General features: G+C 60.0%; 13 protein-coding genes. 7 read left to right on the forward strand and 6 right to left on the reverse strand.

What is annotated here, in order from left to right:
• Nucleotides 1–27: 27 nt before the first annotated feature.
• From IVB29_RS34140 to IVB29_RS34150, 3 genes are all read right to left on the reverse strand, one after another.
• A complete protein-coding gene (locus tag IVB29_RS34140) occupies nt 28–567 on the reverse strand; it encodes a DUF2272 domain-containing protein (RefSeq protein WP_247507818.1) in 540 nt (179 codons plus the stop codon).
• Between the two features lie 585 nt (nt 568–1,152).
• A complete protein-coding gene (locus IVB29_RS34145; protein ID WP_247507819.1) occupies nt 1,153–2,718 on the reverse strand; it encodes an AMP-binding protein in 1,566 nt (521 codons plus the stop codon).
• Nucleotides 2,719–2,913: 195 nt separating this feature from the next.
• Nucleotides 2,914–4,122 carry an ABC transporter substrate-binding protein gene (locus IVB29_RS34150; RefSeq protein ID WP_247507855.1) on the reverse strand — a complete coding sequence of 403 codons (1,209 nt, stop codon included), beginning with the start codon at nt 4,120–4,122 and terminating at the stop codon, nt 2,914–2,916.
• A gap of 294 nt (nt 4,123–4,416) precedes the next feature.
• On the opposite strand from IVB29_RS34150, the gene IVB29_RS34155 reads away from it, so the two are divergent.
• The 6 genes from IVB29_RS34155 (at nt 4,417) to IVB29_RS34180 (ending at nt 9,928) form a co-directional block, all read left to right on the forward strand.
• Nucleotides 4,417–4,875: a nuclear transport factor 2 family protein gene (locus IVB29_RS34155; RefSeq protein WP_247507820.1), complete on the forward strand. Its 459-nt coding sequence runs from the start codon at nt 4,417–4,419 to the stop codon at nt 4,873–4,875.
• The gene (locus tag IVB29_RS34160; protein WP_247507821.1) at nt 4,872–5,921 is read left to right on the forward strand and encodes a phosphotransferase family protein; all 1,050 of its coding nucleotides are present in this window, start codon (nt 4,872–4,874) and stop codon (nt 5,919–5,921) included. Before IVB29_RS34155 ends, IVB29_RS34160 begins: the two co-directional genes overlap by 4 nt.
• The gene (locus IVB29_RS34165; RefSeq protein ID WP_247507822.1) at nt 5,918–6,394 is read left to right on the forward strand and encodes a hypothetical protein; all 477 of its coding nucleotides are present in this window, start codon (nt 5,918–5,920) and stop codon (nt 6,392–6,394) included. Before IVB29_RS34160 ends, IVB29_RS34165 begins: the two co-directional genes overlap by 4 nt.
• Nucleotides 6,395–6,437: 43 nt before the next feature.
• Entirely contained in the window at nt 6,438–7,562 is a 1,125-nt protein-coding gene (locus tag IVB29_RS34170) for a hypothetical protein (protein WP_247507823.1), read from the forward strand.
• Nucleotides 7,563–7,620: 58 nt separating this feature from the next.
• Nucleotides 7,621–9,183, forward strand: coding sequence for a long-chain fatty acid--CoA ligase (locus IVB29_RS34175; protein ID WP_247507824.1), 1,563 nt, complete (start codon nt 7,621–7,623; stop codon nt 9,181–9,183).
• 76 nt (nt 9,184–9,259) lie between these two features.
• The gene (locus IVB29_RS34180; protein ID WP_247507825.1) at nt 9,260–9,928 is read left to right on the forward strand and encodes a TetR/AcrR family transcriptional regulator; all 669 of its coding nucleotides are present in this window, start codon (nt 9,260–9,262) and stop codon (nt 9,926–9,928) included.
• 626 nt (nt 9,929–10,554) lie between these two features.
• Here IVB29_RS34180 and acnA read toward each other — a convergent pair.
• The 3 genes from acnA to IVB29_RS34195 form a co-directional block, all read right to left on the reverse strand.
• Nucleotides 10,555–13,152 carry an aconitate hydratase AcnA gene (gene acnA, locus IVB29_RS34185; RefSeq protein WP_247507826.1) on the reverse strand — a complete coding sequence of 866 codons (2,598 nt, stop codon included), beginning with the start codon at nt 13,150–13,152 and terminating at the stop codon, nt 10,555–10,557.
• Between the two features lie 11 nt (nt 13,153–13,163).
• Nucleotides 13,164–14,477, reverse strand: a complete 1,314-nt coding sequence (locus IVB29_RS34190) for an MFS transporter (protein ID WP_247507827.1) — start codon at nt 14,475–14,477, stop codon at nt 13,164–13,166.
• 111 nt (nt 14,478–14,588) lie between these two features.
• On the reverse strand, nt 14,589–15,464 hold the full coding sequence (locus tag IVB29_RS34195; RefSeq protein ID WP_247507828.1) for a GntR family transcriptional regulator: 876 nt from the start codon (nt 15,462–15,464) through the stop codon (nt 14,589–14,591).
• Nucleotides 15,465–15,754: 290 nt separating this feature from the next.
• Here IVB29_RS34195 and IVB29_RS34200 point away from each other — a divergent pair, with 290 nt between their 5' ends.
• Nucleotides 15,755–16,831 (forward strand): lactonase family protein, encoded by a 1,077-nt coding sequence (locus tag IVB29_RS34200; protein WP_247507829.1) that lies wholly within the window; start codon nt 15,755–15,757, stop codon nt 16,829–16,831.
• Nucleotides 16,832–16,838: the final 7 nt, after the last annotated feature.

Raw genomic sequence — 16,838 nt, forward strand, 5'->3', positions numbered from 1 at the left:
CCTCGCTAGCTGCGATATTCCTGGGCTTTACGAGCCGCAGCAACAAGACTTTCGCCGACGGTAGCGATTCAAGCCCATGACTTCCGCTATACCAGCGGCGCCGACCCTGTGAGTTGGCTTGCCAGCTGCATCTGGAACAGGTGCCGCGATAGTCGTGATGCCAGCCAGTAAATTCCCGAAATCGACGCCATTACCATCGATGCGACAGCGTTTCACTTCAGCGAGCCACTTCCGCTGAGTGGGCGGTTGCGCCCAGCGACCAGACGTCCTCATGACCCATGATACAAAGGCAGCCGACCATGGAACGCTGTGGTCGAGGCCGGTCAGGGTGTCATTGCCAACGCCTTCCTTCCAGTATTGGCCGAAATATTTATGCCATGCGTCTTCGCCTTCCTTGTGACCGATCTGGGTTGCGTGTCCGGCAATATCATAGGTCTGATTGCCGAATTTTTGCCATTGGTCGAGCGCCGTTTGAGCGGCCCGCGCGGCGAACGAACCCGCTGACACGCTAGCGACAACGGTGCCGGTGTTGGTGGCGTCCGATACCGAGGCGTCGAGGTTGGCCACGGCGCGACTCGACAACAAACTGGTCGCGACCAGGGGAGCAAGCCAGATGACCTTTGTGCGCCCCAGCCAGTATCTTCGGTCGTCAATTCCCGTCTGGCCACCGTTCACGGCAAACGTAACGCCGACGATATCGTCGGCATCGGCGAGGTCGTTGCCGGAGTTTCCCTGGTAAGCGTTCGCAGCCCATTCCGCGGCGGCAATTTCAGGGCAATGAGCGGGATCGTACGCGAGGTGTCGGGAGTTATTTCGAGCGCGACTCCTAGTTGTTGCCCGTATTTGGCATAAGACCCCCGGCTTCGGTCAGTTGCACGCCCTTTGACGAGCGCATGTCAATTTGTTGCTCGCCCTTTCGGTCGTTCCCAACATGGCTATGATGACGAGAGTGATTGGCATGATACCATTTTCTCGTTTCTGTCCTGGTTCTGATCGCTAGAATAGGGGGGGTCTGTCGATGTCGCTTTGGTTGCGGCATGTCCTGTTCAAGAGTCCCGCGTGACCATCGAGGATGTCTGACCGCCGATTTGCATTGGCTTGCTCGCTCGGCAGTCCGCGCAACGCTTTATACCGGCGGTGCTGTTTTCAATTTCAGGAACCGCTGATGCGGGTCGCGCGGTCCTTCCAGAACGGCGCCTTGAGCTCTCCGCGCAAGACCTTTCCGGTAGCGGTCCTCGGCAGAGCCGCGACGAAATCAACCGAGGTCACTTTCTTTACGGGCCCGACAACCTCTCTCGTATACGAAATGAGTTCTTCCTTGGAAGCCTTCGCTCCTTTCTTCAGTACCACGACGGCCCTGGGCGTTTCCCCCCATTTTTCATCCGGCACACCGAAGACCGAGACTTCGGCCACGGCCGGGTGATTGGTAAGGGCTTCTTCCAGCTCTGACGGCCAGATATTGTAGCCGCCCGAAACGATCATATCGTCCTTGCGGTCGACCAGGTAGACGAAGCCGTCCTCATCCATGAAGCCCATATCGCGGGTCAGGATACTGCCATCCGGCAGCGTGCGCACGGCCTTTCCCTCCGGATCGTTCCACAAGCCGCTCATGGTCCCCGGTCCAAGGCATGCAATCTCACCGATGGCATCCGGCGGAAGAAGGTTTCCGTTTTCATCGCGAATTGTCACGAAGTTGTTTCCGGTAGGCCGGCCAGCCGACCGGAGGCGACGCAATTCAGCCTCGGTGCCATCAACACGGTGATGATGAGGCAGCAGCATCGTGATCGGCATGGCTTCGCTTTGCGCATAGAGCTGGTACAATGTTGGGCCAAAGACACGAATGGCCTCCCGCAGCGTATTCGTTGCGATCGGCGACCCAGCATACATCAAGCATTTGAGGGCGGAGAAGTCTCGCGATCGTGCCGTGTCATCCGCAACCATCTCGCGTATCATGACGGGAGCCGCCGCGGCGTGCGTAATCTTCTCGCGCTCGAGCAGTTCGAGGGTGTGTCTGGCATCAAACGCGGGCATCGGGATGATCCGACCGCCAACGGTCAGAAATCCCCAAAGGAACGCGATTCCCAGATGCGCGAGGGAGCAGGGCACGAGATAGCGGCTTGTTTCATCGATCATCGGCGTACCCCAGCGCCATTCGCTATTGTAAGCGGTCCAGCGCCCCACCGAATGATAGACCCCCTTGGGCTTGCCGGTCGTGCCACTGCTGAACCGGATGATGTGCACATCGTCATCGGTCACCGGAACGATTTTGTCCTCTGCTGACGCAGAGGCCAACGCGTCCTCATAGCAAACCGTTCCGGCCGGAGCCTCGCCGTCAAAGACGATCACGGTTTTGAGGCTCTTCAGATCGGTCAGGAGGGGGGCGAGGGCTCTGTAGTATTTGGCCTGAACTAGAAGAACACGTGCTCCCGTCAACTCAAGCAGATAACGGTTCACACTCGGTGCGTGGTACGTATAGAGGGTCGCTCGCGGATTATTCGCCAAAGCGCAGGCTGCGGCCTGCTCGACGGTTTCGAAAGCATTGTCAGCGAGCACCGCAACGGGATCGCCTTTGCCTGCGCCGGAATGACGCAATACGTTCGCCAACAAAATTGCACGATGGTACAGTTCTGCGTAGGTCTGCTCGCGTTGCTGAAAAGATACGGCGATATTCTTTGCATAAATTCGACCGGATTGGCGGATAATCGAAGCCGGATCCATTTGTTTCTCCCAGTGTGATTGCTGTGTTGGAATAGCCGAGCGATCTTTGAGCCGCTCTTTCGTATTAACAATCGGACGCAAATCCCAAGTTCGTGCAGGCAAAACGCGGCCGTGGGATAACCGAGCTACAATCGCGCCGCAGCTAGGGGCCTCCTGGCTAAAGCGCACCCTCTCAGCTCGCGGAGACCTACTATTTCAATCCGACGTCCCTGCGTTGATGACATCCCCAAACAGCTCCCAACGCTCTCCTTTGAATTTCATGAGTTGAAATTGCGTGATCGGTGCAAAGTCTGTTGGGCTGGTGTTGATGAGGATGCCCGGCAACAATCCAGGAAGTTGGAGGTTTTTGACGCTCGCGGCCTGCGCCATCACGTTTTCGCGCGTCAGATTATTGCCGCACTTGGTGAGGACATGAACGAGAGTTTGGGCTGCGCTGTACGCATATACTCGCAGAGTGTCGGATTTGTTGGCCTCAGGTAGATATTTGGCCATGAAGTCGTAATAGGCCTTCATGCCGTCATCATCCTTCCACTGCGGGTCGGTCGGATCCTTCAAATAGGCAACCGAGATGATGTCCTGTGCGTTTTCGATACCTGCGGGAGTTATGACACTGGCAATCGAGATTGCATTGTTGTTCAGGATATGAATCGGCTTCCACCCGATCTCACCGGCCTTGCGGATGGCCTGCGCCGCAAACTTGTTTGTCGTGACGTTCACGAAAACGTCCGCGCCGCGTGACTTGAAGGTTGCTACCTGGGATTCGATGGTCGGTGACGTCGTTTCATAACTTTCTTCGGCAACAATCATGGAGGAGACCTTCGCTCCCAGACCCTCCTTCAAACCTTTGAGATAGTCTTTTCCAAAATCGTCGTTCTGATAGAGAACGGCAATCCGCGCATCAGGCTTCGTCTTCAGGATGTATTTTGCATAGACGCGAGCCTCGCTCTTGTAGTTGGGCTGCCATCCCATCGTCCACGGAAAGTTCTGAGGATCATTCCACCGCGTCGCTCCGCTGGCGACAAAAAGCTGCGGGACCTTCTTCGCGTTCAGGTATTTCTGAATGGCGGCGTTGGGCGGCGTGCCCACCGCGTGAAATAGCAGCAGAACATCATCGTCCTCCACCAGCTTTCGCGCCTGTTCGACTGCCTTTGGTGGACTATAGGCATCATCGTAGGAGATGAAATTGATCTTGCGGCCATTGATCCCACCGTCGTCATTTACTTTTCTGAAATAGGCTTCCTCGGTTCTTCCTATTACCCCATAAGCTGACGCCGGACCGCTGTATGGGTTGGTGTTTCCGATCTTTATCTCGGTATCACTTACACCAGGACCATATTTTGCCTGGGCAATCGCTGAGCCTTTGCCGATTGCTGATAGCGCGACGACAACAAGAGCCAGTCTCATCAGATTGGTCCACATATTGTTTCCTCTCCCTGGAAAATTGAATCGACTCGGCGGAGGCAGATGTGTCTTCGGCGCCTGGATCCGAGCCACGTGTCGACGAGTTTGCTTGGACCGAGAATGTTCGCCGACAAGGACAATCCCTTGAGGAGGCGTCCGTCCCCGCCCGACGCAGCCTCGTCAAACGGCGAGCCTCCGTCGTCATTTTCCCAATCCTCAGCATCGAGGGCCGTTGCTCTCTCGGATCAAATGTGGTAAAAAACCAAATCGAAATTCGATTCTATAAGGAATGTGCAGATGACGCAAGCGATGAAAAAGGCCGCCCCCGTTTTTGAGGTGGTCCCCTACGGCCATCCCGACTTCTTCAAGCGCTACGGGGATGCCTGGGGTAATAAGGAAACTCTGATCAGCTATTACGCAGAGAACGGCCAGTACACTGACAAGGCGTCGAGTGTGGTCGTGAAGGGGCGTGAGATGATCTCTCGCTTTATGAACGTTTATCTTCGGTTCTCCCCTCTCTGCACGGTGACCTTTACGAACGTTACCGCTGCTGAAAATGGCTTTGCGGCGGAATGGGTCTGGGAAGGGACCAACGACGGGCCGTTGCGTCTCCATGGGTTCAATTGCCCGCAAGACGGCTCGGCGTGGTGTATCGACGGCGTGTCGGTCTGTACGGTCAACAGTAAAGGGCAAATCCAGACGCATGCTGACTACTGGGATTCCGAGGCGCTGTTGCGAACCTGGAAGGTGTTTTGACAATTTTTCACGAAAAGCGCGTCGTGAGTCCCGCGACGTGGGACTTCGACGTCGCGACCATAGTTTCCCGACTGGAAGCGTATCTGTCGGCGCAACTGGCCTGTCCGATCCAAATCGAAGACTTCGTTCGCCTGACCGGCGGCTTGTCCTGGATCACAGGCATATTCGTTGTGCGAACAGCATTGCCCCATGATCTCAACGGGCGAGTGCTGGTGGTCAAAATCGGTTCGCCGCGGGGGTTAATGGCGCCTTACTCCGCGGAGCCGCAAGCTATGGCGATGCGGATTTTTGCCGATTATCCGGAAGTGCCGGTGCCAAATTTGCTCTGGTGCAGCGATGATCTCGCGATTCTTGGCGCTCCATTTCTGATCACAAGCAAGGTCGAAGGAGCGGAGCTGAATCCGTTCGTGCCCGGCATCGGTCTTCGCAATCCCGGTGATCGGGATAACATAGGTTCGCAGTTCGCCGACGTATTGGGCGCCATGCACGCGGTCGATCCCGGTGATGACCACGGGCAAGCTCGAAGCGGCGGCGCCAGGTACTGCGGCGTCGAGCAGGTCGACAGTTGGCAGCGGCGATATGAATCGTGGGCAAGCAAGCCTTATCCGGTGATCGAGCTTGCGGCCTCCTGGCTGCGCCGGCACAGTCCGGCTGCGGCGCGCGTGGTCGTGGTGCACGGCGACTATCGCATCGGCAATTTCCTGGTACACGCCGGCCGAATCACCGCTGTCCTGGACTGGGAGATGGCGCATTTCGGCGATCCGCACGAGGATCTCAGCTGGGCGATGATGCCGGAAGTGCGCTTGACCGAACTCATTTCGCATGGCGATTTCATCGCGCGTTACCAGGCGCGAAGTGGCCTCCAGGTTCTGCCCGAGTCGATGCGCTACTATAGAATTCTTACGCTCTACAAATTGGTCATGATCAATTTGGGGGGGATTGCGGGCTTCGAACGCGGCGGCCAGGATCTGCGGATGGCCTGTATGGGATTTCTCGTCCCGCTCTATTTGATGCGGCTTGCTCGCGCACTGGAGGAGGTCGTATGAGCAATTCCCTAAACCGCCTGGTAAACGGCGCAATCGCGACCTTGAGTCACGAGGTGATGCCGCATCTCAGCGAACCCGCGGTGAAGGCGTCGGCGGCAAGTGTGCTCCAGGTGCTCAACCTGCTGGCGCTGCGGGCAGCCTGGAACCCGGATTGCTTGGCGGCGCAACTTACGGTGCGAAGTCGGGCGCTGAGCCGATTGCCGACCCTGATGAAGCGGATGCCCGCTATTCCCCCGGTCCCGACACTACGGCCGGACGGCTCGTCAGCGGCACTGCAACAAGCCCTGGACGAAGCCGACGCTTATGTAAGTTCCCTCGTGCGTTGGCTCGACATCGGCAGGATCGGAATCACTACAGAGCAACGCACCGCGATCAAGCGATGGATCGCCGGATACGGAAAAGCGGCGGCATCCATTGAGCTCGAATACACTCCCAGGAGCCAGCTCGGCGCTCTCACTGATACGTCTGTCTAGGACGTTTTTGAAACGAACGATTTGATGGTGCGCGAGTGGCAATATGATCGACATTATTCAGCCCAATGATGACTTGCTGGGACATCAGACCAGCAGGCCGATGTCGCAGCCCGCTGAGGCAGACCGCGGCGGCGCGATATTCACCGAGCGGTTCTGGTATATGGGAACGACCGTTCCTGATGGCGCGATCGTGTTTGGCGCGGGGCTCGGCTATTACCCCAACCGCGGAATTATGGATGGCTATGCAGGCATCACCGTTGAGGGTGTGCAGTATTGTTTCAGGGCCTCGCGCCATACCAATCTAGCTCCTCTGTCCACGGAGATAGGCGCGCTTCGCATCAGCGTAAACGAGGGTCTGAAAGACCACAGAATCGAGCTGGGACAGAACGAGTCTGGTCTATCAATGGACTTGAACTATCAGGCGTGTTTGCCACCGAACGACGAGGGGAGGGAAATCCTGGAACGTCCCGAAGGGATTGTCTCCGACGTCTCGCGCTTCGTTCAATTCGGCCGCTACGACGGTTGGATCGAGTTTCGCGACCGCCGCTGGGAATTTAACGCGGCGCAGTGTTGGGGCGCCCGGGATCGATCCTGGGGATTGCGTCTGGAGGCGCGGACCGACGAATCTCACCCACCTGTAACGCGCTTCAGAGCGCTGTTCTTCGGCTGGGTTTGCGCCCAGTTCGGTGATCGCGGGGTCCATTTTTTCTTGAAGGAGACGGCACCGGGCAAGCCCCGGTTCTTTGTCGGCAACGAGACTTATGCGAATGGCAAGGCGGCACGTGCGATCATCGCGGTCGAGCATGAATTGGAGTGGTTCGACGATCACTTCAGCCAACATTTGAAAGCGGGCCGCCTGACGCTGCGCTTCGCCGACGGCAATCAGACGGTATTAAAAATCAGGGCGCTCCCGGGCCGCTTCTATTTGAAGGCTGGCCTCTATGGAGGGCTCGATGGGTGGTTTCAGGGCGACGATCGCGGCCAACTTCACACCGCGCACGACATCTGGAGCCACGCTGACGTCAAGACGCGACGGAAGCTCCGCACCCTTGCGGAACAAGTGGTCGAGTTCGATGACAACGGCGATATCGGCTACGGCACGATCCAGGCTGGCGTATCGGCTGGCTATCCAAAGTACCAGGAAATACAGCATCTACCTGCCATGTAAAAAGGTACTCGCGCCGCGGCGGTACTTGCAGACTGCGAAAGGCTGGGAGCCAGAAGCGATGAAAATCACACAGTCGTTGCATCGCGCAGCTCGAATGCGGCCGCACAGTGCGGCCGTCAGGTGCCGCGATCGTTGCCTGACTTGGTCGGCCGTCGCGCAGCGCGCTCCCCGCATCGCCGCCGCGTTGCGCAGTGCTGGATTGGAGATAGGGGATCGGGTTGCCGTGTTAGCCATGAACAGCGATCGCTACACGGAGCTGCTTTACGCGGTTCCCTGGGCTGGCGGTGTCATCGTTCCCCTTAACATCCGCTGGGCCGCGGCCGAAATCGTACACGCATTGCAGGATTGCGCTGCAAAAATCTTGATCGTGGATGCAAGCTTCCGGAGCCTGATTCCAGAATTGAAGGCGCGGGCGCCTCAGGTCAGGGACATCCTGTATCTCGACGATGATGCACCTCCGTCCGGCACCACGTCTTTCGAAGAGGCAATCGTCCGGGCCGAGCCAGTCGCTGACGTCGAGCGACAGGGAGACGAACTCTACGCAATCTTCTACACCGGGGGGACCACCGGACATCCCAAAGGTGTAATGCTTTCGCACAAGAATGCGCTGGCGCTGGCCTGGAGCTGGCTCGCCGTGAATCCTCCCGGCGAAGAACCCATCGTTCATTTACATGTAGCCGGATTATTCCATCTCGCTGGTGCCGCCTACGTCTGGTACACAACCGCAGCGGCGGGCACGAATGTCATGCTTCCGAAATTTGAGGCTGAGCCGGTCATGCAGGCTATTGCCGAGTACAAGGTCAACAGCGTGGTCCTGATCCCGACCATGGTGAACATGTTGCTCGCTCATGCATCATTCTCCGCTTATGATCTTTCCTCCGTCCGGACATGTATTTATGGCGGCTCACCGATTCCTCAATCGCTGCTACTTGCCGCGATGGATCGCTTGCCAACATGGCGTTTCATCCAGGCCTATGGAATGACCGAAACAGCAGGCATGGCTGTGACGCTGGCCTCCTCCTATCACGTGCTTGAAGGCGAGATGGCCAAGAAGATCACGGCTGCAGGCCGCGCAAGCGCAGTTTGCGAGGTACGGATCGTTGGTCAAGACGACGAGGAACTGCCGGCAGGTCGGGTAGGAGAGATCGCTATTCGCGGTGACAATATCATGCTGGGCTATTGGAATAATCCTGAGGCGACTGCAATAGCATTGCGTGGCGGCTGGATGCATTCCGGTGATGCCGCCTGGATGGATGAGGATGGTTTCGTCTACATCGTCGACCGAATCAAGGATATGATTGTGAGCGGCGGCGAAAACGTCTACTCGGCCGAAGTTGAAAACGCGATCTGCAAGCATCCCGCCGTGCTGGAAAGCGCCGTCATCGGCATCCCGGACCAGAAATGGGGCGAGATTGTTCATGCCGTGGTAGTGCCCCGCGAAGGCTCGAAGATCGATGTGCAGGAATTGCTGACGCATTGCCGAGGCTTAATCGCCGGTTACAAATGCCCGCGTAGCATTGATATTTTGTGCGATCCTCTACCGAAAACCGCCGCTGGAAAGATCGCCAAAACCGTGCTGCGTGAACCATTCTGGCTCGGCCAAGAACGGCGCGTGCATTAATCCATCCGTAAGATGTTGGCAGGTTCGGTATCGAATCGAAAAGCCTTTCTGAACTGAATTGTGCGAGTTTGCAGCCATGAAGAGATTGACCAAGAGCGCGGCCAAGGCTGCGGCCGAGCGTAACACGCTGAGCACCGATCTGGCCGAAGGCGAGATCAGCAAAGGCGATAATTCGAAGATGCGAATCCTGGATGCTGCTGCCTATGTCCTGAGTCGCCGCGGTTATGCGGGGACCAGGCTCGAGGACATTGCCAAGCAAGCGAAATTGAAGATTTCGACGCTTTACTACCATTTCGAATCTCGCGAGGAGCTGGTCCTGGAGGTGCTTCTTACCGGGAGCCAACGGGTCAAACGGCATACAGAAGAAGCGGTCGCTATGCTTCCGCTGGACGCTTCATCAATGGATCGCCTCTGCGCGGCCGTAGAGGCTCATCTCCGATATATTCTCGAGATATCGCATTACAGTGAAGCGACCATACGCAATACGGGGCAACTGCCGGATCGCTTGCGCCGCGCCGTCATGGAGGAACAACTCAAGTACGGGCAGTTTTGGCAAGCTTTGGTCGACGGAGCGGCGGGGACCGGTGTTTGCGCATCTGCGAATGAGCGGCGTGCGCTGAGGCTCCTCATTATCGGCGCGCTGAACTGGACCATCGAATGGTGGAAGCCTGGGCGCATCTCCATTGACGAAGTCGTCACCGCGGCCTTGACCATGACGCGACGCACCCTCAATGCCTCACGCTGACTGCCACCGGGGAGGCCATAGCTGAACGTGCTGATCCAATACAAGTCTTCGACCCGTATCGTTCTGCGGCGAATAGGCGGACATTTACGTCGAATCAAATTCGAGTTAGTGGGTTAGGAGTTGAGGGGGGCGGAGAACCGGAGAAGGCCGGGCGATTATTTTGTGAGAGTTCTCGGGATATTCTGGCGCAAGCAACGCGAACTCGCCGCCCTCTTCGGCTTCCTGTTCGGTGAATGTCGTGAGAATGTAGTCGGTACGGCCCATGGAGGAGTGCTGTTGGGCGCTGGCGGATCACGGCCTAGGCATGATCTGCCGCAAAGAAATGAGACACCGGTGACGCTGACACTGCTGGCAAGTTCATCGGCGCAGCCCGCATCGATCAGTTCATACAAAGAGCTGCCAAAGTAAGCGAAACCGCTCGTCTGCGTTCGCGGCTGTGGAACGTGCGATGGGCAAATTGTCTTCAGCTGTGGGTCAGTAGCGCGAGAACAAGGCGTGTTGATCGACCCGGTGCCCAATATGGAACGGGAGGGCGCGCAACGCCCAAGACTCGTGTAATGTGGGTCGGTAGTGATTCCCCGCGGCCGACCGTGCGATTTTACGCGCTGATGTACGATTCTTGCGGTTCACACGCTAGCTGACATAGCCTTCTGCAACATAAGCGGCAGAAGCCCACCAATGCGAAGGGTTTCGCATTCGAGATTCGTCTCGATCGCTGCCGTCGCGATAAAGCTGCCAAGCGGGGTGCCGTTCCGCATGATCCTGATTGCCACGGGAGCACGCGGTGCGATGGCCTCGAGGCCGGCCTCGATCTCCAGGCCGTCGCCGGGTCTTAGTCCGAGATCCTGCGGCCGACGATCGGTGGGCAGGCGCAGCGGCAAGACCCCCATTCCGATCAGGTTGGAGCGGTGGATGCGCTCGAAGCTCAGCGCGAGCACGGTGCGGACGCCGAGCAGCGCTGCTCCCTTGGCCGCCCAATCTCGCGAGGAGCCCATGCCGTAGCGTTCACCAGCAACAATCACGACAGACCGTCCGTCCGCCGCATAACGTTCAGCGGCAAGCCGGAGCGGTAAGCGTTCGCCGGAGCCCGCGTGAATCGTGGTGCCGGGCTGCAGATCCGCGCCGAGCAGGTTGCGAACGCTCTTGTTTGTGAAGAGGCCGCGCAGCATCACCTCCCAATTGCCGCGCCGCGAGGCAAAGACGTTGAGATCATGCGCCGCCTCGCCACGCGCGATCAGGTATTCGCCGGCGTCGCCGGCAGCGGAGATGGCGCCGGCAGGCGAGATATGGTCGGTCGTGATGTCGTCGCCGAGCACGAGCAATGGCGTCGCAACATAGTGGCCGAGGCGCGTGCCGTTGCCGAAGCCCGCGAAGGGTGGACGCCGGATGTAGGTCGACGCCTGATCCCAGGGAAACAGCGCCTCGCTCGGCGCATCGAGCGCGGCCCAATCGGCGCTAGCCTCGGCGGCCTCATAGGCGGTGACGTAATCGGTCGCGTCGCGCGCTTCTGCGAGAGCAGCGTCGATCTCGGCGCCGGTTGGCCAGAGATCGGCGAGGCGGACGTCTTCGCCCTCGATGCTGCGTCCGATCGGATCATGCAGGATGTCGCGCAGTGCATCGCCTGCGAGCGCGAAGGCGACGACCAGCGGCGGCGAGGCGAGGAAGCCGTTCTCGACCTGCGCATGGACCCGGCCGGGAAAGTTGCGATTGCCGGAAAGCACCGCGACCGGCGCGATCTTCCGCGACGTCACGGCCTCGGCCATGACGGGCGCGAGCGGGCCGGAATTGCCGATGCAGGTGGTGCAGCCATAGCCGACGATGCCGAAGCCGAGCGCTTCGAGATCGTCCAGGAGCCCGGCACGGTGCAGATACTTTTCCGCGGTGGGCGAGCCCGGCGCGAGCGATGTCTTCACCCAAGCCGGCGGCGCGAGGCCGAACCGCCGGGCCTTGCGGGCGACGAGACCTGCGGCGATGAGCAGGCGCGGATCCGACGTGTTGGTACAGCTCGTGATCGCGGCAATGGCGACCGAGCCGTTAGTCGGAGCATTGGCGGGAGAGGTGGGACGGGCGGCGCCGAGCGCTTCTGCAGTGCGGCTGGCAGCTATGCGATCCTGCGGTCGGCGTGGGCCGGCGAGGCTGACTTCGACCTCGTCGAGGTCGATGGTGAGCGTATCAGTGTAGCGCGGATTGGCGTCGGGCTCGAACCAGAGCTGCTGCCGGCGGGCGTAGGCCTCGATAAGCGCGACCTGTTCTGGCGAGCGACCGGTTTGGGTGAGATAGTCCAGCGTGCGCTGGTCTACGGGGAAGTAGCCGGAATTGGCGCCGAACTCCGGCGTCATGTTGGCGACCACGGCGCGATCGCCAGCGGACAGGGTGGAGACACCGGGGCCGTAGAACTCAACGAAGCGGTCGGCGAGATCGATGCGGCGCAGCTGCTCGGTGACGGTGAGTGCGAGGTCCGTGGCGAGGACGCCCTCGCGCAAGGAGCCGGTGAGCCGCACGCCGACCACGTCGGGCACGCGCAGCATCACGGGCATGCCGAACATCACGCTTTCGGCTTCCAGGCCGCCGACGCCCCAGGCCAGCACACCGATGCCGTTGATCATCGGTGTATGGCTGTCGGTGCCGATCAGTGTGTCAGGCGCGGCCCACAGCCTGCCGTCGCGCTCGAAGCTGGTGACGACGCTCGCAAGACGCTCGAGGTTCAGCGTATGCATGATGCCAGTGCCGGGCGGATGCACGCGGACGCCTGACAGTGACGACGTCGCCCATTTCATAAAGCGATAGCGCTCGGCATTGCGCTTCAGCTCATGATGCATGTTTTGCTTGAGCGCGTCCTTGCGCCCGGAGACGTCGACGCCGATCGAGTGATCCGTCGAGACGTCGACCGGCAGCACCGGATTGAGCCGGGTCGGATCGCCGCCGGCTTCAGCCAGCGACGCACGCAGGCCTGCGATGTCGACCAGCGCCGGGCCGCAGGTCGTGTCATGCATTAGAATGCGCGCCGGTTGAAACGCAATCTCCCGCTCACTGGTGCCGCGCGCAAGCCAGCCGTGGATCGCGGCAACGGCCTCATCGCGCTCGGCGCCGGCATTGCGCAGCACGTTTTCGAGGAGGATGCGCAGGATCACCGGCAGGCGCGTGAGATCGTCGCCCAAGGCTCCTGCGATATCCGCGATGCGGTAGTTCTTGTCAGCTACATCGAGCGTGGTGAAATCCGGCATGTCTTTGGTCCTCAGGCGCGCTGCCCGGCCGGTCCGGCGGACACGGCCTTTGCGCTCTCCATCCGGGCGAACCAGGTCATCAAGAAGGAGACGAACAGCAGGCCGCTCAGGAACAGCAACCCGCCATAAGTGCTGCCGGTCCAGTCCTTGATCGCGCCGATCGCGTAGGGCCCCGCGAAGCCGCCGAGGTTGCCTATCGAGTTGATCGCGGCGATCGAGACCGCAGCGGTCGAGCGGCTGAGGAAGAGTCCCGGCAGCGACCAGAACGGCGATTTGAAGGCGTAGAGGCCAGCCAGGGCCAGCGAGATCAACGCCATCGAGATCGCCGGCTGCACGACGAGGCCGGTGAGGCCGAGCGCGACCGCGCCGAGCAGCAGCGGTAGCGCCGAATGCTTCTGCCGCTCACCGGTGCGGTCGGAATTGCGGGACCATAGCACCATCACGACGGTCGCGAAGGCATAGGGCAACATGGCGACGAGGCCGATCTCGAAATTGGTCAGCGACGACGACAGTCCCTTGATGATCTGCGGCATCCACAGGCCGATGCCCAGATTGCCGACCTGGTAGACGAAATAGATCACCGACAGGAACAGAACCTTCGGGTTGGTGATCGCGGCGATCACGCCGAGATGCTCGACGTCAGGACGCGCGGCGTGGTCCTTGCGTAGCTCCCCGGAGAGCCAGTCACGCTCTTCCGCCGTGAGCCAGCGCGCCTTCTCGGGACTGTCGGTCATGACGAAATAATTGACGATGCCGGCAATCACAGCGGGGCCGCCTTCCAGCAGGAGCATCCAGCGCCAGCCGCTGAGGCCGAAGCCGGAAACGTGATCCATGATCCAGGTGCTGAGCGGTGCGCCCAGGAGATACGACACCGGGATCGCTGCGGTGAACAGGGCGACCGTGGTGGCCTGCTCCTTGGCGCGGAACCAGTAGGTCAGGTAGATGATGATGCCAGGAAAGAAACCGGCCTCGGCGACGCCGAGCAGGAAGCGCAAAGCGTAAAGCTGCGTCGCGCTCTGCACGAAAGCGGTTGCTGTCGCGACGATGCCCCAGGTGATCAGGATGCGTGAAATCCAGATGCGGGCGCCAAACTTGTTGAGCGCCACGTTGCTCGGCACCTCGAACAGGAAATAGCCGATGAAAAAGATGCCCGCCGCAAAGCCGAAAGCCTCGCTGGTCAGCGCCAGCTCCTTGTTCATTTGCAACGCCGCGTAGCCGATATTGGCCCGGTCGAGATAGGAGATCACGTAGAGCGCGAAGCAGTAGGGCACGATGCGCCAGAACACCTTGCGCGTGGCGGACTGCTCGACGGATGTCGTGGACATGGCGACGCTTCCTCGGGGCTTGTGGTTTTGGCGCGCTTGTCCGTCCCTCCGGCGGCCGCCTTCGGGCGTTATTGCATTTCATATGATAAAAGACAATATGTCAGTATTGCATCAGACGCGGGGGATTTTGATCAGTCCCGCGCCGGAGATATGGACCCGTAGGAAGTCCGCCGCCTCCTGGCGCAGGCCATTCTCCAGCAGATCCAAAATATTGAGGTGCTCGCGGCACTGCTGGGGCAGGCGGCTGCGGTCGACCGTGATGTGATATTCGACGAGGCGGCGCAGTCGGTTGACGCGTTTGACCGCATCGAGGAAGAACGGATTGCCGCCACAGGCCATGAGCATCTCGTGGAAATCGTTGTTGGCGGCGAAAATCTCCGCGCGCGAAGCCCGCTTGTAACCGCCGTCGAGCAGCCATTGCTGCTTTTCGCGTGCCGCGGCAAAGGCGGTGCGGTCGATTTTGAAGCTTGGCAGCAGCAGCGCCTGCGGTTCTAGGGCAATGCGCAACTGATAGCCCTGCTGATAGCTCTCGCGCGAGGTCAGCAGCGGACCGAAGGCCCAGCCATTGCCGGGCAGGCGTTCGATCCAGCCTTCATCGGCGATTTTTGTGAGGACCTTCAGCAGGCGCGTTCGCGACAGGCCGTAGCGCCGCATCAATTCACTTTCGCTGACGCGCTCGGGCAGCTTGCCAGACAGGCGGTCCTCGGCGATCGCGAAATACCATTCGTCTTCTTGTTCCGTGCCGCTATCAGGGATCTCAGGCAGCTCTCGCGCGCTCTGGACCAGGAAGAAGCCGCGATTCGGCTCCGAGCGCACGACCTTCATGTCCTCCAGGATTTGCAGCGCCGCGTTGATCGGCGCGCGCGAAACGCGGAGCGCGTCCGCCAGCGCCTGGCTCGGCAGATGCCGGTCGGCTTCGAGATCATTGACGCGGATGTAGTCCAGGATCCGCGCGGTCATCTGGGTGGCGATGTTAGGGCGGGGCATTCGGACGACTCAGGATCAATTGGGGCCTCACAGCATTGTGCCGACCGGGCAGGCGGGCACAAGCCGCCGGCACGGGACTCTTGTCACTACCGCAAAACTGTGTTTCAAAAAATAAAAGACAAGTTTGGAGAAAGGGCATGGCACTAGGGAATTTGCCGGCCGGTGAGCCGCCGGCCGCGGCCGGAATGTCCCGGCGCAACCTGGCGTATCTCGCAATTGGCGGCGCGCTTGCTGCTGTTGCACCATCCCGATCTCACGCGCAGGCGCGCCAGGCGCCCAGGGAGCAAACCATGCCCGAAGCAACCACCTCGTACGTCTATGTCGGAGCGCGCACCACCAGGGAACGCAACGCCCGCGGCGACGGCCTCAATGTCTATCGTATGGACAATGCAACGGGTGCGTGGACGCACCTCCAGCTGCTCGGCGATCTCGTCAATCCCACCTTCCTCGCCTTCGACCGCAGCCAGCGCTTCCTATACACCGTGCATGGCGATCTCAGCGACATCACCGCGATGGCGATCGATCCCGCCACTGGCGCATTGCGCGTGATCAACCAGCAGAGCACGGAAGGGAAAAACCCCGTGCATCTGGCGATCGATCCGAGCAACCGCTTCGTCGTGGTCGCCAATCACATTACCTCGACGCTGGCGCTGCTGCCGCGCAACGACGATGGCTCGCTCGGCGCGGTGATCGACTTGGTGAAGCTCGAAGGCAAGATCGGACCGCACCGGGTCGAGCAGCCATTTGCCAAACCGCACCAGGTCGAGTTCGATTCGTCAGGCCGCTTCATCATCGTGCCAGACAAGGGGCTTGACGTTATCTTCACCTACCGGATCGATGCGGAGAAGGGGAGGTTGGTGCAGGCGGCGGCGCCGGTGCAGGCCCGCGAGGGCGCCGGTCCGCGCCACGTTGCGTTTCATCCCGGTGGCAAGCTCGCTTATGTCGTCAACGAGCTGGATTCGACGGTGACGACCTATCGCTTCGATCCGGCCGATGGCGCGCTCACGCCGTTCCAGATCGTCTCGACCGTGCCCGACACCTTCACCGGCAACACCCGCGCTGCGGAAATCGCCGTCTCGGCGGATGGTCGCTTTGTCTATGCTTCAAACCGCGGCGACGACAGCATTGCGATCTACGCCGTCGATGCGGCGAACGGACGCCTATCCTCGGTGGGCTGGACGTTGAGTGGCGGCAAGACGCCGCGGTTCTTCGCGCTGGGAGCGTCGGACAAGTTCCTGTTCGTGGCGAACGAAGACGCCGACACGGTCAATCTCTTCACGCGTGACGCTACGAGCGGCCGCCTCGTTGCGACGGGCCAGACCGTCAAAATTGGAAGCCCCGTTTGTATTGTTTTCAAGACGGTTTGATGGGAAG

Origin of the sequence: Bradyrhizobium sp. 1, from assembly GCF_023073315.1 — a bacterium.
In the GTDB taxonomy this organism is placed as follows: domain Bacteria; phylum Pseudomonadota; class Alphaproteobacteria; order Rhizobiales; family Xanthobacteraceae; genus Bradyrhizobium.